Annotated in this window: 15 protein-coding genes; 12 read left to right on the top strand and 3 right to left on the bottom strand. The window is 44.9% G+C overall.

The features are described 5' to 3' along the window. The first annotated feature begins 32 nt into the window (after positions 1–32). The 9 genes from NSQ55_RS02900 (at position 33) to galU (ending at position 8,617) form a co-directional block, all read left to right on the top strand. A complete protein-coding gene (locus NSQ55_RS02900; RefSeq protein WP_339171080.1) occupies positions 33–1,139 on the top strand; it encodes an endospore germination permease in 1,107 nt (368 codons plus the stop codon). Positions 1,140–1,386: 247 nt separating this feature from the next. Beyond that, complete coding sequence (locus NSQ55_RS02905) at positions 1,387–1,905, top strand: DJ-1/PfpI family protein (RefSeq protein WP_076124426.1); 519 nt, start codon at positions 1,387–1,389, stop codon at positions 1,903–1,905. A gap of 23 nt (positions 1,906–1,928) precedes the next feature. Continuing rightward, entirely contained in the window at positions 1,929–2,552 is a 624-nt protein-coding gene (locus NSQ55_RS02910) for a hypothetical protein (RefSeq protein WP_076305613.1), read from the top strand. A gap of 21 nt (positions 2,553–2,573) precedes the next feature. Further along, a complete protein-coding gene (locus NSQ55_RS02915) occupies positions 2,574–2,870 on the top strand; it encodes an antibiotic biosynthesis monooxygenase (RefSeq protein WP_339171085.1) in 297 nt (98 codons plus the stop codon). Positions 2,871–2,884: 14 nt separating this feature from the next. After that, positions 2,885–3,703 (top strand): aminoglycoside phosphotransferase family protein, encoded by an 819-nt coding sequence (locus NSQ55_RS02920; protein WP_076186267.1) that lies wholly within the window; start codon positions 2,885–2,887, stop codon positions 3,701–3,703. A 28-nt stretch (positions 3,704–3,731) separates the two neighbouring features. Continuing rightward, complete coding sequence (locus NSQ55_RS02925; protein WP_076186269.1) at positions 3,732–4,277, top strand: DUF1697 domain-containing protein; 546 nt, start codon at positions 3,732–3,734, stop codon at positions 4,275–4,277. Between the two features lie 206 nt (positions 4,278–4,483). After that, a complete protein-coding gene (locus NSQ55_RS02930) occupies positions 4,484–6,613 on the top strand; it encodes a glycosyltransferase family 39 protein (protein ID WP_339171091.1) in 2,130 nt (709 codons plus the stop codon). A gap of 78 nt (positions 6,614–6,691) precedes the next feature. Then, the gene (locus NSQ55_RS02935) at positions 6,692–7,678 is read left to right on the top strand and encodes a glycosyltransferase family 2 protein (protein WP_076138397.1); all 987 of its coding nucleotides are present in this window, start codon (positions 6,692–6,694) and stop codon (positions 7,676–7,678) included. A gap of 18 nt (positions 7,679–7,696) precedes the next feature. Further along, positions 7,697–8,617: a UTP--glucose-1-phosphate uridylyltransferase GalU gene (gene galU, locus NSQ55_RS02940; RefSeq protein WP_175617382.1), complete on the top strand. Its 921-nt coding sequence runs from the start codon at positions 7,697–7,699 to the stop codon at positions 8,615–8,617. 390 nt (positions 8,618–9,007) lie between these two features. Here galU and NSQ55_RS02945 read toward each other — a convergent pair whose 3' ends face one another. From NSQ55_RS02945 to NSQ55_RS02955, 3 genes are all read right to left on the bottom strand, one after another. After that, complete coding sequence (locus NSQ55_RS02945; protein ID WP_076193748.1) at positions 9,008–9,574, bottom strand: FAD-dependent oxidoreductase; 567 nt, start codon at positions 9,572–9,574, stop codon at positions 9,008–9,010. Between the two features lie 128 nt (positions 9,575–9,702). Next, positions 9,703–11,286 carry a HAMP domain-containing sensor histidine kinase gene (locus NSQ55_RS02950; RefSeq protein WP_076186276.1) on the bottom strand — a complete coding sequence of 528 codons (1,584 nt, stop codon included), beginning with the start codon at positions 11,284–11,286 and terminating at the stop codon, positions 9,703–9,705. Continuing rightward, positions 11,283–11,966, bottom strand: a complete 684-nt coding sequence (locus tag NSQ55_RS02955) for a response regulator transcription factor (RefSeq protein ID WP_038568592.1) — start codon at positions 11,964–11,966, stop codon at positions 11,283–11,285. Before NSQ55_RS02955 ends, NSQ55_RS02950 begins: the two co-directional genes overlap by 4 nt. Positions 11,967–12,441: 475 nt before the next feature. Here NSQ55_RS02955 and NSQ55_RS02960 point away from each other — a divergent pair, with 475 nt between their 5' ends. The 3 genes from NSQ55_RS02960 to NSQ55_RS02970 all read left to right on the top strand — a co-directional run bounded on the left by NSQ55_RS02960 (position 12,442) and on the right by NSQ55_RS02970 (position 17,364). Continuing rightward, positions 12,442–13,605, top strand: a complete 1,164-nt coding sequence (locus NSQ55_RS02960; protein WP_038568594.1) for a glucose-1-phosphate adenylyltransferase — start codon at positions 12,442–12,444, stop codon at positions 13,603–13,605. 122 nt (positions 13,606–13,727) lie between these two features. Then, positions 13,728–14,831, top strand: coding sequence for a glucose-1-phosphate adenylyltransferase subunit GlgD (glgD, locus tag NSQ55_RS02965; RefSeq protein ID WP_036676786.1), 1,104 nt, complete (start codon positions 13,728–13,730; stop codon positions 14,829–14,831). A gap of 100 nt (positions 14,832–14,931) precedes the next feature. Beyond that, complete coding sequence (locus tag NSQ55_RS02970) at positions 14,932–17,364, top strand: glycogen/starch/alpha-glucan phosphorylase (protein ID WP_036676789.1); 2,433 nt, start codon at positions 14,932–14,934, stop codon at positions 17,362–17,364. Positions 17,365–17,399: the final 35 nt, after the last annotated feature.

Raw genomic sequence — 17,399 nt, forward strand, 5'->3', positions numbered from 1 at the left:
TTCTAGTTACAAGCCCAAGAGGAGATTTAAGCATGAAAAAAGAGATCATACCCACAGGGCATTCTATAAGTATTGTTGTTCTATTTATTATTGGAACTTCACTATTCATGGGACTGCCGGGAAAATCGGGCAACAGTAGCTGGATTGCTCTACTTTTAGCCATATCATTAACGGTTCCCCTGCTGTTTATGTACGCCAGATTTCATGTGCTTTTTCCGGGTAAGAATCTATTTGATATATTGATCATCGTATTTGGATCTATCTTTGGGAGAGTAGTGTCCTGTCTATATATATGGTATGCACTGCATATGGGGGCACTTGTTCTACGGAATTTTGGGGAGTTTAGTAAAACGGTTGCCTTGACAGAGACGCCTATGATTGCACCTATGTTATGCGTGGGTCTGTTATGTATTTGGGTGGTTAAGGCAGGGATTGAGGTGATTGGGAGATGTGCTAAGCTATTTCTATTGCTTCTTTTAGCGGAGATTCTGTTTATTGAAATCTTAGCCATTCCCAAGCTTAAGTATCACTATTTGAAGCCTTTTCTTGACAGTGGATGGTCACCGATATTTGCAGATACAATTGGATCATTTACTTTTCCTTTTGCTGAAATTGTTCTTTTTATGGGCGTATTTAGTCATTTGCCGGCAAAAGACTCAGCCAAAAAGATTCTGCTAAGCGGATTGCTGATTTCTGGTGTGGTGATTTTGCTCGTTTCTCTGCGGAATTTGCTGATTCTCAATCCTGATATTGTTCAAAGCTTATACTTCCCCTCGTATGTTGCGGTTAGTAGGATTAATATAGGGGATTTTTTGACCCGAATGGAGGCATCATCAGCACTTGGATTTGTAATCACGATATTCATAAAGGCCAGCTTATGTTTATATGTGGCTAGTGTTGGAGTCGCTAAGTTGTTCAAACTGAAGAGCTACCGATCCGTTGTGCTTCAGCTGGGATTGATTATGGTTTATTTCTCACAATTTATCTTTAAGGATATTATGGAGATGCAGCATTTTGCCTATACTATTTATCCAATATATGCGCTTCCTTTCCAGGTGATTATTCCGTTGATATTATGGATTTGCGCTGAAATTGTTGTGAGCCGAGGTAAAAATAAACAGATAGCGCCGCAGTCGTAGCAATAGCTCTAAATAGGAGGATACAGGTGTCTCGTGAGCCATAAAAGGTGGCTGTTGGGATGCTTGTGTCCTTTTTTGTTATGAGTAATTAGGTGAAATCCCACATTCGGAATCTTAGCGGAGCGCATAGTTGTTATTGATTAGCGTCCTCTGAGTCCGTAAGTTTCAGGAGAGGGCGATGATGCTATAATGATAGATACATAGAATAGAGGTTACTTTTTTTGAGAACAGGGGAGCTGATCCATCATTGAATACATATATTCTTATATATGATAGCTTTGTGCAGTTTGAGGTTACATTGGCAGCTTATTTTATGAAAACAAAGGGTGAGGTTTATACCTTAGGTTTGGAAGATAAGGCGTTAATCTCCTGCGAGGGTTTTTCTGTGAATCCATCCGTATTGGTTGAAAATGTGGACGTTAGCACCATAGATTTATTGATTATCCCTGGTGGGGAAACAGATAATTTAATAGGGCAGGAGGCTCTATTAGATTTAATCAGAAGCCTGAATCGAGCAGGCAAAGTCATCGCGGGCATTTGCGGTGGGGTATCCATTCTTAAGGCTGCCGGAGTACTGGATGGTAAGGTTTATGTGGACAATGAATCCGGCGTATCTAACGTCGTTGTCGATGGAACAATCATTACCGCTAAGCCGAATGGATATGTAGATTTTGCGCTTGAAATTGGGCGAGTAATGAGTATCTATAAAGATGAGGCAGATTTGCAAGAAACGATAGATTTCTTTAAACATTTTAAATCCGTCTAAGGAGTAGAAGAGGGGAAACATGTATGAACGTTAGCAATATCATTATGTCCTCTTATTGGGGTAGAGAGGTTAAACATAAATATATCACCCAAGGTTCCAAAGCGCTGGCTGTTATTTTTCCGGGTAAAAATTATTCAGCTGATCGCTCTCTGCTGGATTATGCGGCTAAAGCTGCCCGGGAGCATAATTGTGATGTTCTGCTTTTAGAATATGGTTACCAGAGTGCTAGGGTGGATTTCAAGCGTGAAGAAATGAGTATTATCATTGAGGAATGTAAAGCCGTGATTGCTTCTCTGCCGGATTATAAGAGGTTTCTTTTTATAAGTAAAAGCATGGGAGCTGTTATTGCAGGTAGAATAGCTGATGAGCTAGAAATACAGAAGAAGACGTCTCATCTATATATCACCCCGTTGCCTGAGGCGGTGCCGCTGATTCAGCGGAGTCGGGGGACTGTAATTTATGGAGGCAGTGACCCCTTATTTGGTGAAGAGCATTCGGGTGAAATTAGTGGGCTGAATCATTTGAAGGTGTATAGAATCGATGATGCCAATCATTCGCTGGAGGTAGGCAGTGTCAACGAGTCACTAGCAATACTGCTGGTCATCATTAATTTCTATCATGAATTTTTCCGGGATGCTTTAAATTAATAACTTTAGGAGATGATGAGTGTGATTTTGGAAGCTGCGATGCTGCAAGTGAAGCCTGGTTTGACTACTGAATTTGAGCAAAGCTTCAAGGAGGCATCAAGCTTAATCTCCTCGATAGAAGGTTATATGGGCCATGAATTACAACATTGCTTGGAGGATGATCATAAGTATCTGTTGCTGGTGAAGTGGAGAACGCTTGAAGACCACACTGTTGGATTTAGAGAATCCAGCCAATATCAGGAATGGAAAGCACTCCTTCACCATTACTACGACCCATTTCCGGTAGTTGAGCATTTTACCCACATTAATCTGGACTAAATGGAGGATACCGAATGAAGGCCAAGCTTGTTGGGGAAGGCAGAACAGCGGAGATCTGGCAGCATGACGATCAGAGGATTCTTAAATTGTACCGGGAGGATATAGCAGAGCAACACGTCAGCCGGGAATATAAAATCAGCCAGTTTGTACATGCGCGGGGTGTTCGGACCCCCCAGCCTTTTGAGCTTATTTCTGAACAGAATCGACAAGGTATCGTTTTTCAACAAATTCAGGGTCCCTCTTTACTAAAGGTGATGGGTGAGAAGCCTTGGAAAGTTACCCAATATGCCAGGCTGATGGCGGGGCTTCATTGTGATTTACATAAGCTTGAAACTACAGAGGAAATCGGCCAGCAAAAGGATATGCTGAAAAGTCAGATCATGGTTGCCCCTATGCTGAGCGAAGAGGAAAAATCCGTCATTTTGAAGTATCTGGAGAAGCTGCCGGAAGGCACTCGTTTATGTCATGGGGATTTTCATCCCGACAATGTGCTTATGGATGAACAGCTCTGGGTGATCGACTGGATGACGGGTGTAGTGGGAGAACCTGCTGGAGATGCTGCGCGTTCCGTAGTGATGTTCAGTTTGGGAGCTATGCCTCCGGGAGCTTCGGCCTTCTCCAAATTAATGTTAGGTTTTATAAGAAAAAGATTAACTAAGGGATACATTCAAGAGTATCTCAGATTATCAGGACACACTTATGAGGACGTAGACCGCTGGATTTTGCCGATCGCTGCCGCACGTCTGGTGGAGGGGCTTTCGCCTCCAGAGAAGGAGCTGCTGGTAAAAGAAGTTCGTAAACGTCTACACACCTTAGCCGCAGAGGTAAGCTGATCATGGCACAAAAACGGAGGCGTATTCTATGACTACCTATATAGCGCTGCTGCGTGGAATTAACGTCGGCGGGAACAAAATTATTAAAATGTTGGACCTGAAGGCGATGTTTCAGTCTCTTGGATTTGCAAATGTACGAACGTATATTCAGAGTGGAAATGTCGTTTTTGAGAGTGATGAAGGTTCGGTAAGCCTGCTTAGAGGAGTCATTGAACGTCAGATTCATGAGGTTTTTGGATTCGAGGTCTCTGTTATTATCCGTACTTTAGCAGAAATGGAGAATGTGATCGCTAACGATCCTTTTCAGCTGTCCGAGCCAGAGGAATTCAAAAGATGGTATGTTACTTTTTTACCAGCCGAGCCTTCAGGGGAAGCATTGGATAAACTGTGCACTTATGAGAATGGACCGGATAAAGTGCGTTTTGTCGGCAGAGAGATGTATATATTATATGAGGTCAGTGTGAGCCAATCATCGCTTTTTAAAGTCCCTTTTGACAAAATACTCGGGATGCCCATTACCGCACGCAACTGGAACACGGTGAATAAGCTTGTTGCCATAGGCAAGATGGAATAACATAGTTTGGATTGAACAGGGTACCGAAAGGCTCCACATTGTGGGGTCTTTTTTGCGTTCCGGCAGCCTCATTTATTCAGCAAACATTCAGCTTGCACTCATTGAGAGTTAAGGTATGGATGAAATAATACACCTACGGAAAGCTTGGGCCGGAGTTACAGAACTGCCGGCATATAGAATGATCAAGGGATAGGAGTGAAATGGAGATGAGTTTTGCTAGAAAAATAAGCTCGGATCTTATACTGTGGCTCATTTTAATACTCGCTGCTTTTTTGTACGGTTATGGAGTTTGGAATGACCACTATGTGAATACATACTACACCACTGCCGTGGGAAGTATGCTGCAAAACTTTCATAATTTCTTCTTCGCTTCACTCGACTCTGCAGGTTCAGTCACGGTGGATAAACCACCGGTCACCTTTTGGATTCAGACTCTTAGCGCACTCATTTTCGGGCTGCATGGCTGGAGTGTAATTTTACCTCAGGCGCTTGGGGGCGTGGGCTCCGTGTTGCTCGTATACCTTCTGGTAAAACCTACCTTTGGTAAAGCAGCAGCTCGTTTAGCAGCGCTGGCCATGGCAACAACTCCAGTAGCGGCGGCTGTTAGCCGGACGAATAACATTGATGCTTTGTTAGTATTCACGTTACTGTTGGCGGTTTGGTTTTTATTTAAAGGAACGAAGAGTAATAAGCTGGGCAGTCTCCTTGCCGCATTCGCTTTAATCGGTGTTGGGTTTAATGAGAAGATGTTGCAGGCTTATATGGTATTGCCGGCTTTTTATCTCTTTTATGTCTTGGCTGCGAAAGTGAACTGGAAGCGAAAAACTGGAGTATTAGCGGCCTCGACAGCTATATTACTCGTGGTCTCGTTATCCTGGGCAGTGATAGTGGATTCGATTCCCGCTAGTAAACGACCTTATATCGGCAGCAGCGGTACTAACTCCGTGCTCAATCTTGCCTTTGGTTATAATGGTGTCGCGCGATTGACGGGTGATCGGGGGACAGGTGGTGGCGGAGGTGGAATGCCTTCAATGAATGGTGGTGAGATGCCGAACATGAATGGCGAGATGCCAGCTATGAACGGTGAAAGACCCGCTATGAACGGGGCAGATGCTGAAAATGGTACGGATAGCGGACGTGGAGCATTTTCGGGTCGGCAAGGCATAAATTCAACCTCAGACAGTCAAAATGGCACCGATGATGGAGGTTCTCCAGGGCAACCACTCGGCGGTGGAACAGATAATCAAAACCGGAAATTTGGTGGTGAAGGTGGGGGCCAAGGACAACGCGGCGGCATGAATGGCGGCGGTGGAGGAATGTTCAATACTGGAACCGCAGGTCCACTGCGCCTGTTCCAATCAGAGCTGTCAGGTCAGGCAAGCTGGATGCTGCCTTTTGTATTGTTTGGTTGTATTGGATTATTCGCTAATCTGCGGAGAAGGAACTTTACGCAAGGGCATAAAGAAGCTCTATTCTGGTTAGCATGGCTGGTGCCGGTGATGGGATTCTTCAGTATTGCGGGATTCTTCCATCAATATTATCTGGTGATGATGGCTCCGCCGATAGCCGCGCTGGTCGGTGCAGGCTGGTCAAAGCTCTGGAGTCTGTATCGTGAGCACTCTGGTTGGCTGTCATGGCTATTGCCAGTTGCGACGCTGGTTACAGCAGTTTTTCAATGTTACATTATTCATCCTTATGACGATACGATTGGCAGGGGCTGGTCGATTGGCATTCTGGCTGCCGGTATAGTTGTTTCTTTGGTGCTGGTCGTTCTTAAAGGCAAGCAGAAGCCATTTGTTTTCTCGGCAAGTATTGTTGCTGTACTAGTATTGTTAATTGGCCCGCTCTACTGGGCAGCTACCCCAATTACTTATGGTCTGAATAGCCAAACCCCTGAAGCAGGACCAGGGAGCAGTGAGAGCAGAGGAGGAATGGGCGGCAATTCTAGCAACTTTGGGCGTAATAGCGCCACAAGTGCGAACGAGAGTCTGTTGTCCTATCTGGAGGAAAATAATACCGGGGAGCCTTATCTGTTTGCCGTATTGGATTATGGCACAGCAGCTCCTTATATCGTCGATAAGGGGGCATCGGTTGTTATTTTGAACGGTTTTTCCAATTCGGACACAGTATATACCACAGATACCCTAAAGGCGTTAGTAAAGAGTGGAAAGGTGAAATACTTCCTGCTGAGCAGCGGCGGTATGGGTGGTGGACGTGGAGGGAATTCTACGCTCTCTACCTGGATTACCGACAATGGCACAGAGGTTCCAGCAGCGGATTGGGCAGGAAACGACGCTGGCAACAGCGGAACGTTATACAAAGTTACAGTTAACTAGTTCAGTGTTTGAGGATACGAAGCGTGCTAATACATTTACAGGCACGCTTCAGCATTCAAATTAAAGGAGGAGCTGCTCATGAGTATCAACGTGCGCTATTCCATTATTATACCGATGTTTAATGAAGAGGCAGTCATTCAGGAAACGTATCGCCGTATTAAAAAAGTGATGGCAATGACGGAGGAAGTGTATGAGCTGATCTTCGTGAATGACGGCAGCACCGACAACTGTGCCCAGATGATCGAGGAATATAGCTACTGGGATGAGAGTGTGAAGCTGATCGATTTGTCACGTAACTTTGGACATCAGATCGCTATTACTGCCGGAATGGACTATGCCCTTGGGGATGCAGTTGTCATTATTGATGCTGATTTGCAAGACCCGCCTGAGCTGATCTTGGACATGATTGCGGAATGGAAGAAGGGGTATGAAGTTGTATATGCTAAACGGGTGAAGCGTAATGGTGAATCCTTATTCAAAAAGTGGACGGCCAGCCTCTTTTATAGAATTCTGCGTTATTCAACCGATATTTCTATCCCTGTGGATACGGGTGATTTTCGGCTCATAGATCGTAGGGTCTGCGAAGAGCTCAAACGTCTACCGGAGAAAAACCGTTTCGTGCGCGGACTGGTCAGCTGGGTTGGTTTCCGTCAGAAGGCGATTGAATATGAACGGGATGAACGTCTGGCGGGGGAAACTAAATATCCACTAAAACGTATGATCAAGCTCTCTTTGGACGGAATCACCTCCTTTTCCTATAAGCCGCTGAAGCTGGCAGGATATTTGGGCGCACTGCTGTCGGCTTCTGGTTTTCTGTACCTTATGTATGTTTTGTACCTGGTGATTTTTACAGACTCAGTTGTTAAGGGCTGGGCTTCGATGATTGGAATTACGCTGACCTTCAACGGATTTGTACTCATTATGCTAGGAATACTAGGTGAATATGTCGGCCGGATTTATGACGAAACTAAGGGACGTCCGCTTTATATTGTCCAAGAGTTCTATGAAGGTAAGGGGCAGCAAAAGAACATTCGTGAGCACCCTGTGACCCATCTCCGTAAATAAACTGCAAGGGAGGGATTCATGATGAAGATTAGAAAAGCTGTCATTCCCGCCGCGGGCTTAGGCACTCGGTTCCTGCCTGCCACTAAGGCTCAGCCAAAAGAAATGCTGCCCATTGTGGATAAACCAGCGATTCAATATATCGTAGAAGAAGCCGTCCGCTCTGGTATTGAAAGTATTATCATCGTGACCGGCCGCAATAAGAAGTCGATTGAAGATCATTTTGATAAATCGGTGGAGCTGGAGCAGACGCTTTTAGAAAAAGGGAAAGAGGATCTACTTCGTGAAGTCCAGCTAATCAGTGAGCTAGCGAGCATCCATTACATTAGGCAAAAAGAGCCGCTGGGACTAGGCCATGCCATCCTTTGTGCGGAACAATTTATCGGTGATGAACCTTTTGCTGTTTTGCTTGGTGACGATATTATGGTTTCGGAGGACCCGGCGCTGCTGCAGATGATGAGATTGTATGAGCAAGAGGAGCAGACTATCGTCGGTGTGCAGCAGGTGCCACGGCAGGAGGTTAACAAATATGGGATTATAGCTTCCAGCGGCTCACTAAATGGAGTTCATGAAGTAAAAGGATTGGTAGAGAAGCCCTCGCCTGAAACAGCACCTTCAGAATACGCCATTATGGGGCGATACATTTTGGAGCCTTCGATATTCTCAGTGCTGGCTAACCTCAAACGTGGAGCGGGCGGTGAATATCAACTGACGGATGCTTTGCACGAGGTATGCCGGCAAGAAGGATTGCTGGCGCTGGATTTAATCGGCAAACGTTATGATATTGGTGATAAATTTGGTTACATTAAAGCCACGCTGGAGGTAGGTTTGATGCGGGAGGATTTGCGCCCATTATTGGTTCCGTATTTGCAGGAGCTGGCTGCTAGTCTTAAGGGAAGAGAAGAAGAAGTGGATTCCTTGCATTGGAGTATACACAGTTGAGGGAGAGGAACTGTTTCAAACGATCATAACATCGGCTTCGGCGGTGGGATGAGGTTTTGAAGCAGTTTTTTTGCGTGTGGTGTTCAAAGGACGGTGAGGGACGAGCAAATAAGTGTACTTTATACAATTAAAAGTATGGGGGGACAGCTGCAAATCGATTTAGTTGCACTTGATACATCTATATCTTTACATTTTAGCTAGAATGCTCAGTTAGCCTGTTTTTAGTTGCATAAAATACACTTAAAACAGCCGTGTGGGTGTTATTGTATGAAATAGCTGCATCAAGTGCAGTTATTTTTAAATTTCGTAACTTGTTTCTCCTGGGTGACGAAAAAATCCGAAAGACCGATTCCTAAGAATCATCCTCCGGATTTATGTTTTGAGTATAGATTAAGCTTTCAGCACATCATGATCAACGTAACGCGCACCATTTAACTCGCTAATTACATTAATAGCTACCTTCGCACCATCGCCTGCGGTAATAATGGCATGTACACTTACTCCAGCAACAGTACCAGCTGCCCAAATGCCTGCGATATTCGTTTTGCCTTCAGCATCAACGGCTACTACAGTTTTGATTCTTGGCTCTGTACCATCCTTAATCTCCACACCAGCTTTGACAGCTAGATCTGTAAGGGCGCCTGTGGCAAGAATGACATGTTTTGCTTCATAGATAATTCCATCTTCAGTTTCAATGACAAAACCATTGCCGCTGGAGGTGAGGTTGATAGCCTGTTCGGAAACCAGCTCAGCGCCAAATTTAACGGCTTGCTTATGCCCGGTTTCTACCAGCTCAGGACCACCTACTTCGGAAATTCCATAAAAGTTCTCAAACCAACCTCTGCGGGTCATGCCCTTATCGTTGTCGATCAGCAGCGTTTTTTTGCCCGCCTTGGCGGCGAACAGGGCTGCGCTTGCACCGGCAGGACCGGCGCCAATTACGGCGATTTCGTACATGTATTTACCTCCTAAAAGTTATGTGGAGCGATGCTCCTTAGAATGGACTACATAGCAAAACTGGCAACGAAAGCATACGCTTAAGTTTTGTGGAGCGATGCTCCAGTTCCTCTTAATTATAACGGTTGTTACTCTTCCTTGGCTAATCCTTCCTCGCAAGGCAGACTAACCGTAAACGTTGTGCCCTCGCCAACGGTGCTATTTACACTAATCTTGCCGTGATGTGCCTCGACAATAGATTTTGTAATGGAGAGACCCAACCCTGATCCGCCGTATTTACGTGTACGAGAGGAGTCACTGCGGTAGAATCGATCAAAGATATGTGGGATGTGCTCTCCGGGAATTCCGTAGCCATTATCCCGCACGCTTAATAGAGCTTGATTTCCTTCCGCTTGCAAAGAGAGATGAATGCTCCCTGTCGTGGCATTGGTATGCTGAACTGCATTGTGGAACAGATTCAGAATCACCTGCTTGAGCTTATAGGGATCATATTTACCACGGATGCCATAGGAGATATCAAATGTAACTTTACGTTGATCCGCGAGCAAAAGCAGATGCGGCTTCATTTCGTGAATTACCTCGCTGAGAATCAGATCAGTCATCTGCAGTTGTGGAGCTCCATCCATTCGAGCGAGCAGTAGCAGATCCTCGACCAGCTTGTTGATCCGTTTCGATTCACCATGCATGCTTCGCAACGAGTTATATAACTGTTCTTTATTATCGGCGGCGCCCCGCAGCAAGACCTCAAGAAAACCGTGTATTGAGGTAAGCGGAGTTCTAAGCTCGTGGGAAGCATCGGCAGCGAACCTGCGCATCTGCTCCTTGGCCTCCCGTTCATTATGAAAGGATATTTCGAGACGTTCGAGCATACCATTGAATGAATGAGCAAGCTTGTCGATCTCGGCCTGTCCTTGGTCAACTGGAAACCGAATGTCCAAATTACCGGCATTAATGATCTCAGCCGATTCTCCCATATTAGATAGAGGAACTAACGTCTTTCGCAGGGCCGGTAAGTATAGGAATAATCCAGTCAATAAAGCAATCACTGACAAACCTGCGTAGATCAGCAGCTGCTGCATTATCACATCCGTCAATGGCCCTGTGCTCACACTCATTTGCAGCAGCAATCTAGTATTTCCAGGTCTATAAAGATTCATGAATATAGCTAGATGTTCAGTTCCGTCTTCAGCTTGGATGAGCTTGTAATTTCCTGTTGCCCTATCCGTGGTGTGAATCAGCAGCGCATCGTATTGCTCATTGGTCAGCCTGGGTGCTGCTATATCTGAGAGGGTTAATTGCTGTAAATCCCTGAAGGTGCCATCCGAGCTGTACATGGCGAGAGTTGTATGGGCATCAAGCAGAAGCGGGCGCCGGTTCTCGCCAGTTCGCAGCCCACTTGGCATTTTATTCATGTCTTCTCTTTCCAACGGGAAATTGCTGTTAAACTCGTTGTTCGTGTCATTTATACCTGTGCTGTCCTCGTCATAGGAATTAAAAAAGTTAAAAAACATCTCACGGGGGACAGAACGTATTTGCGCTTCCATAGACTCGGCTCTATTGCTGTATATAAAATCTCGCATAAGGATATATTGTAAGACTCCAATTAGCAGCAGCAATCCTGATAGAATAAGCAGCGATGTGGCAAGCAGCTGTTTACGCAAGGAACGTGGTGCAGGCAGTCTGCGAAGCCATCTGAAGATGGGAGTGCTCATAGATCCACCCGGTAGCCTGCGCCCCGCAGGGTACGGATAATACGGTGCTCCTTATCTCCGAGCTTCTCACGAAGCGAACGGATATAGACCTCAACAATATTTTCCTCACCGCCAAAATCATAGCCCCACACTTTATCAAGAATCATAGGCTTGCTGAGTACAAGGCCGTGATTGATAACGAGATACTGTAATAACTCGTATTCCGTAGGGGAGAGTTCAAGTACTTCCTCCCTGAAGCGAATTTCCTTTCGCCGACTGTCAATTCGGAAAGGACCGCAGCGGACCTCACCTAGCAGCCCCGGAAACTGATTCCGCAGCCGCGCTTGGATCCGCGCTAGTAATTCATCAAAGCTGAAGGGCTTGACCATATAGTCGTCAGCACCAATAGATAGTCCTTTTACGCGATCATCCACTTCGTCTTTTGCAGTAAGCATGATGACAGCTACCTCTGTCTCTTCTGAGCGCAGATAGTGACATACCTCGAATCCATCCATACCCGGCATCATAACATCCAGGATAGCTACATGGGGCTTGAATTCAGCTGCAATCGAAATGGCGCTTAGCCCGTCCGACGCGGTTCGTACTTCAAAACCTTCGTTAAGGAGACCCAGCTCCAGGAACTGTAATATATGAGGCTCATCATCTACGAGCAGAAGTCGAACTCCTTGTACTGCTTTCATCATAGGTTCCTCCAAATCGGTGATAGATAGCTTCATTATGCCATATCCGGTTGAATGTTTGCTGAAGACCGAATGATTCTTTTTCTAGAATAAATGAGTGAATTTCTTTCACATGGCTTTAAATTGGTTAATCTAGTTATAAGGAATATTAACGTGTTTAATGACAAACAGGGTTAAAAATTCCGGATTTTCGGAATTGCGATAAAGGGTTTTGACGAAGAATATAGAACACTTTACAATAAGGATAATCTCCTGATTCAGGCTCCTGATTTTGGAGAATGCTCTCCCTATTTTAGGTTAGATCATCCGAACGTGTAAAATTTCCTTCCTCGTTTTTTCAACTTTGTCATCTTCCTATCAAGGCTCATTTCTTTCTGGTGTATTTCTTTTCTAATTCACTTCTTTTTGGAATTCTGTTCATTCATCCTAGGTTTGCTGAACTTTATATTACCCATAAGTCAAGGGAGGCTTTTCCATGAAGAAAAAAGAAATGGTAGCCATGCTATTGGCTGGAGGCCAAGGCAAAAGATTGAAAGGTTTAACCAAATCGCTTGCCAAGCCCGCTGTCTATTTTGGGGGCACTTATCGGATCATCGACTTTCCTTTAAGTAACTGCTCCAACTCGGGTATTGATACTGTCGGTGTATTGACACAGTATGAGCCACTTATACTACATTCTTACATCGGAGTAGGCAGTGATTGGGATTTGAACCGTAAGAATGGTGGAGTATTCGTATTGCCACCGCATGAACGTGAGAATGGAAGCAGCTGGTATCGGGGAACAGCCGATGCGATTTATCGAAATCTTAAATTTGTAGATCAGTTCGACCCCGAGCATGTTCTTATTCTATCCGGTGATCACATTTATAAAATGGATTATCATGCTATGCTGCAATACCACAAGGAGAGAAATGCAGATTGCACAATTTCTGTGATTGACGTTCCGCTGGAGGAAGCAAGTCGATTTGGAATCTTAAATACGGAGGACGATCTGAAAATTTACGAATTTGAGGAGAAGCCTGCACAGCCAAAAAGCACGCTAGCTTCTATGGGTGTGTACATCTTTAAATGGGAAATTCTCCGCAAGCATTTACTGGAGGACGGAGAGAATATAGGGTCATCTCACGATTTTGGTAAGGATATCATTCCTTTGATGCTGGAAGACGGGAACTCTTTATTTGCGTACCCTTTTGAAGGGTATTGGAGAGACGTTGGTACGGTAGCAAGCCTGTGGGAAGCGAATATGGATTTACTGAGCGATAATCCACCGCTTAATCTAAATGATCCCAGCTGGCGCATATTTACACGCAATCCGAATCAACCTGCTCAATATGTCGCACCTGGGGCGAAAGTGTCAGGATGCATTATTAATGAAGGCTGCATTGTGCATGGTGAAGTGAAGCACTCGGTTCTTTTTTATGGCGTAGAAGTAGGTGAAGGCAGTGTGATTACGGACTCCGTAATTATGCCTAAGGTTAAGATTGGTAAGAACGTACGCATTCATAAAGCGATTATTAGTGAAAATACGGTAATCGACGATTATATGGAAATAGGCATCGAGCGGGAGAACGAGAACGAAATTCTGCTGATCGACAATAAAAGCAAAAAACGTAAATCAGCTGTGGCCAAAACCATATAATCAAGCTAAAACGCCTTCGGCGTCCTTCTAGGGACGGTAAGCGTTTATGCGAGATTTATAAGGATAAAGTATATAGTGAAACTTATACTTTCTTATAAATTATAAGAGGACGGTGGATTCCGATGAAGCAACTCATGGGTGTAATTAATCTGGATCATGAACTCGATAAACTAAATGAACTCACTTATTTCCGCTGTGGTGCAGCCGTACCTTTTGCCAGTCGTTATCGGTTGATAGATTTCGTGCTTTCCAATATGATGCGTGCGGATCTGGAGAGCGTGGGCCTGTTTGTTCGCCGTAAATATCGTTCTTTAATGGACCATTTGGGTGACGGGAAATCTTGGGATATGAATCGCAAGCATGGGGGACTATTTATTTTGCCTCCGGACTGGAATGATCCCACCGATACTTCTCTTGGCGACCTTCAGCATTATCATAATAATCTGGATCTTTTTAAACGGGGATCTGCTAAATATATTGTGTTTTCCGGCAGCCAGCATATTAATACTATCGATCTCCAGGACTTGTACAGCTACCATTTGGAGAAGGGTGCCGATGTTACAGTAGTATACAAAAAAATAGAGCAATTGCAGCCAGAGCATGAGTTATGCCAGCGTATTGAAGTGGACGAAGAGAATAATGTGACCAATATCCATCATGAGAAGGATCATCCCAATTTATATCTCGATATCTTCATTATGGAGAAAAAACTGTTCCTGGAGCAGGTGGAACATTGCATTGCACATGGGGAGAGTTACTTTTTCCGTGATGTGATCCAGAAAAACCGCCATAAATTCAAAATCGCTGCTTATGAGTATCATGGCTATCATGCCGTAATTAATTCATTGGAAAGCTATTATAAGAATAGTCTGGAGCTGCTTCAGCAGGAGAATTACTTTAGTCTGTTCAAAGAAAGTCCAGTGCAGACGAAGATTAAATATGAGGCTCCTACCCGATATTTAGAGAGCGCAAATGTCAGCAATTCACTGGTGGCTAACGGCTGCATTATAGCTGGAACGGTGGAGAACAGCGTGATCTTTCGTGGGGTTCAGGTACGTAAAGGAGCGAAGATCATCAACTCTGTAATTATGCAGAAGTGCATTATAGAGGAAGATGCTGTTATTGAGAATGTGATCATGGATAAGGACGTACATTTAAGTAAGAATCGAATTCTCGTCGGGGATAGTAAACGTCCATTTGTCATCGCCAAGAGCAGCAAAATATAAACCAACTGGATTAGATGAAACGAAACAGTATAACCTATCTGATCTACAGGCATAGTCTAATGCATCCCTAAAAAAAGCTTTTGTCAGGAGGAACCTGCTGTTGTTTAACGATAAAGAAACTTTCAAACAGGTGTTTCGCGAGACGCTCATCAGTAAATTGGGCAAACCTTTGGAGGAAGCCTCGAATGCTGATGTCTATAAAATATTAGGCAACATGATTCGCGAGAATGCCGGGAAAAATTGGGCGGATACCAATCAAAAGTACAAGACGGATAAGGATAAGCAGGTATACTATTTTTCTATGGAGTTTCTGATCGGAAGACTTCTGGGGAACAATCTGCTGAATATGGGCGTGCTGGAGGTCGTGCGTGAGGGATTGGCCGATCTTGGTTTCTCGCTGCAGGATATTGAGGAGGTAGAAGCCGACGCTGGGCTTGGCAATGGAGGACTTGGACGTCTAGCTGCTTGTTTCTTGGATTCACTGGCCTCCCTGCAATATGCGGGGCATGGTTGCGGCATACGTTATAAATACGGCCTGTTCGAGCAGAAAATCGTTGACGGGTATCAGGTGGAACTGCCCGATTACTGGCTGCAAAATGATAATGTATGGGAAGTGCGTCGTGAAGACAAGCAGGTAGAAGTAAGGTTCTGGGGCGTGATTGAGACTCGGGAGGAGAACGGGCGGCTTATCTTTGAGCATAGTCAATATGAGGCCGTTCGTGCAGTTCCGTATGATGTGCCTATCATTGGTGCAGATCGGCGGCATGTGAATACACTGCGCAACTGGAGCGCGGAGTCCATCACCCAGCCTACCAGAACCTTTGGCTCTTTTGCCGGATCAGACTATCATAAATTCCTGGAATATAAACGTTCCGTAGAATCCATCTCGGAGTTCCTGTATCCGGATGACTCTCAATACGAAGGCAAGCTGTTGCGGTTGAAGCAGCAATACTTCCTCTGCAGCGCTGGCCTGCAAAGTATTCTGCGAACCTTTGGAAAGCTTGGACTCCCTATACAATCGCTGCCCGACAAGGTTGCACTTCATATCAATGATACACATCCGACGCTTGTAATTCCTGAATTGCTGCGGATTCTGATGGATGTACATGGATTAGGATGGGATGAAGCGTGGAGTATTACAACTCGTATGGTGTCCTATACAAATCATACGATCTTGAGCGAAGCCCTGGAGAAATGGCCTATTCAAATGGTCAGGGACTTGCTTCCACGTATTTTTCTTATCATTGAAGAGATTAATGCCCGCTTCTGCGGCGAGCTGATGAGTCGTTATCCCGGCGATCAGGACCGGATTTCACAGATGGCAATTATTCATGACGATCAGGTTCGCATGGCTCATCTGGCGATTGTGGCGAGCCATAGTGTCAATGGGGTAGCAGCGCTGCATACAGAAATATTGATGAAACGCGAAATGCGGCTCTTTAATGAAATGTACCCGCACCGCTTCAATAATAAGACGAATGGGATTACTCACCGGCGTTGGCTGATGCATGCCAATCCGGATCTGGCTAACCTTATCAATCAATCGATAGGAACCCGCTGGATGAGCCATCCGCAAGAGATGATTGGTTTGATTAAATATTGTGAGGATGCTTCCTTCCAGGAACAAGTAGCCAGCATTAAACGGCGGAATAAGCTCAAGTTGGCTGAATACATTTACAGCAAGCATTCAGTACATGTAGACCCCGACTCTATCTTTGATGTTCAGGTGAAGCGCCTGCATGCTTATAAGCGGCAGCTGCTAAATATTTTGCATATTCTGCATATGTACAACCAAATCAAAGATAATCCTTCGATGGATATGGTACCGCGCACGTTTATATTCGGAGCAAAGGCGGCACCAAGCTATCATTTGGCGAAGCGAATTATCAAGCTGATCAATACTGTGGCGGAGGCTGTCAACAAGGATCCGGATGTTAAAGGCAAGATCCGTATCTTTTTCCTTGAGAATTATTCGGTATCCTTGGCCGAGAAGATCATTCCTGCTGCGGATATTAGTGAACAGATTTCTACAGCGAGTAAAGAGGCTTCCGGTACGGGGAATATGAAGTTTATGATGAACGGTGCATTAACCGTAGGTACGATGGACGGTGCTAACGTGGAAATGCATGAGATGGTAGGGGACAACAATATGTTCCTGTTCGGTCTTCGTGCTGAGCAGGTAATGGATTATTATCAGCATGGCGGCTATCACGCACGTGATATCTACAATGGGGATAGCCGTGTGAAGGAAGTATTGGATCAGTTGGTTAATCCGGGACCTATATGCTGTCATGGTGCGGAGTTTGAGACCATTTTCCATTCTCTTTTGGATAATAACGATGAATTCTTTGTGCTTAAGGATTTCGCAAGTTATGTCGAGACTCATGTCGAGATTGACCGGGCATACCGCAACCGTCAGGAGTGGCTGAAAAAGTCTATTATAAATATTGGTCATTCCGGTAAATTCTCAAGTGATAACACGATTAGCCGCTACGCCGCGGAGATTTGGAATATCAGTCCGGTACGGCTATAGGCTCAACAAGAATAGGCTGTCTTATAAGTAGGAGA

The organism is Paenibacillus sp. FSL H7-0943, from assembly GCF_037963265.1.
Classification (GTDB): Bacteria; Bacillota; Bacilli; order Paenibacillales; family Paenibacillaceae; genus Paenibacillus_AQ; species Paenibacillus_AQ odorifer.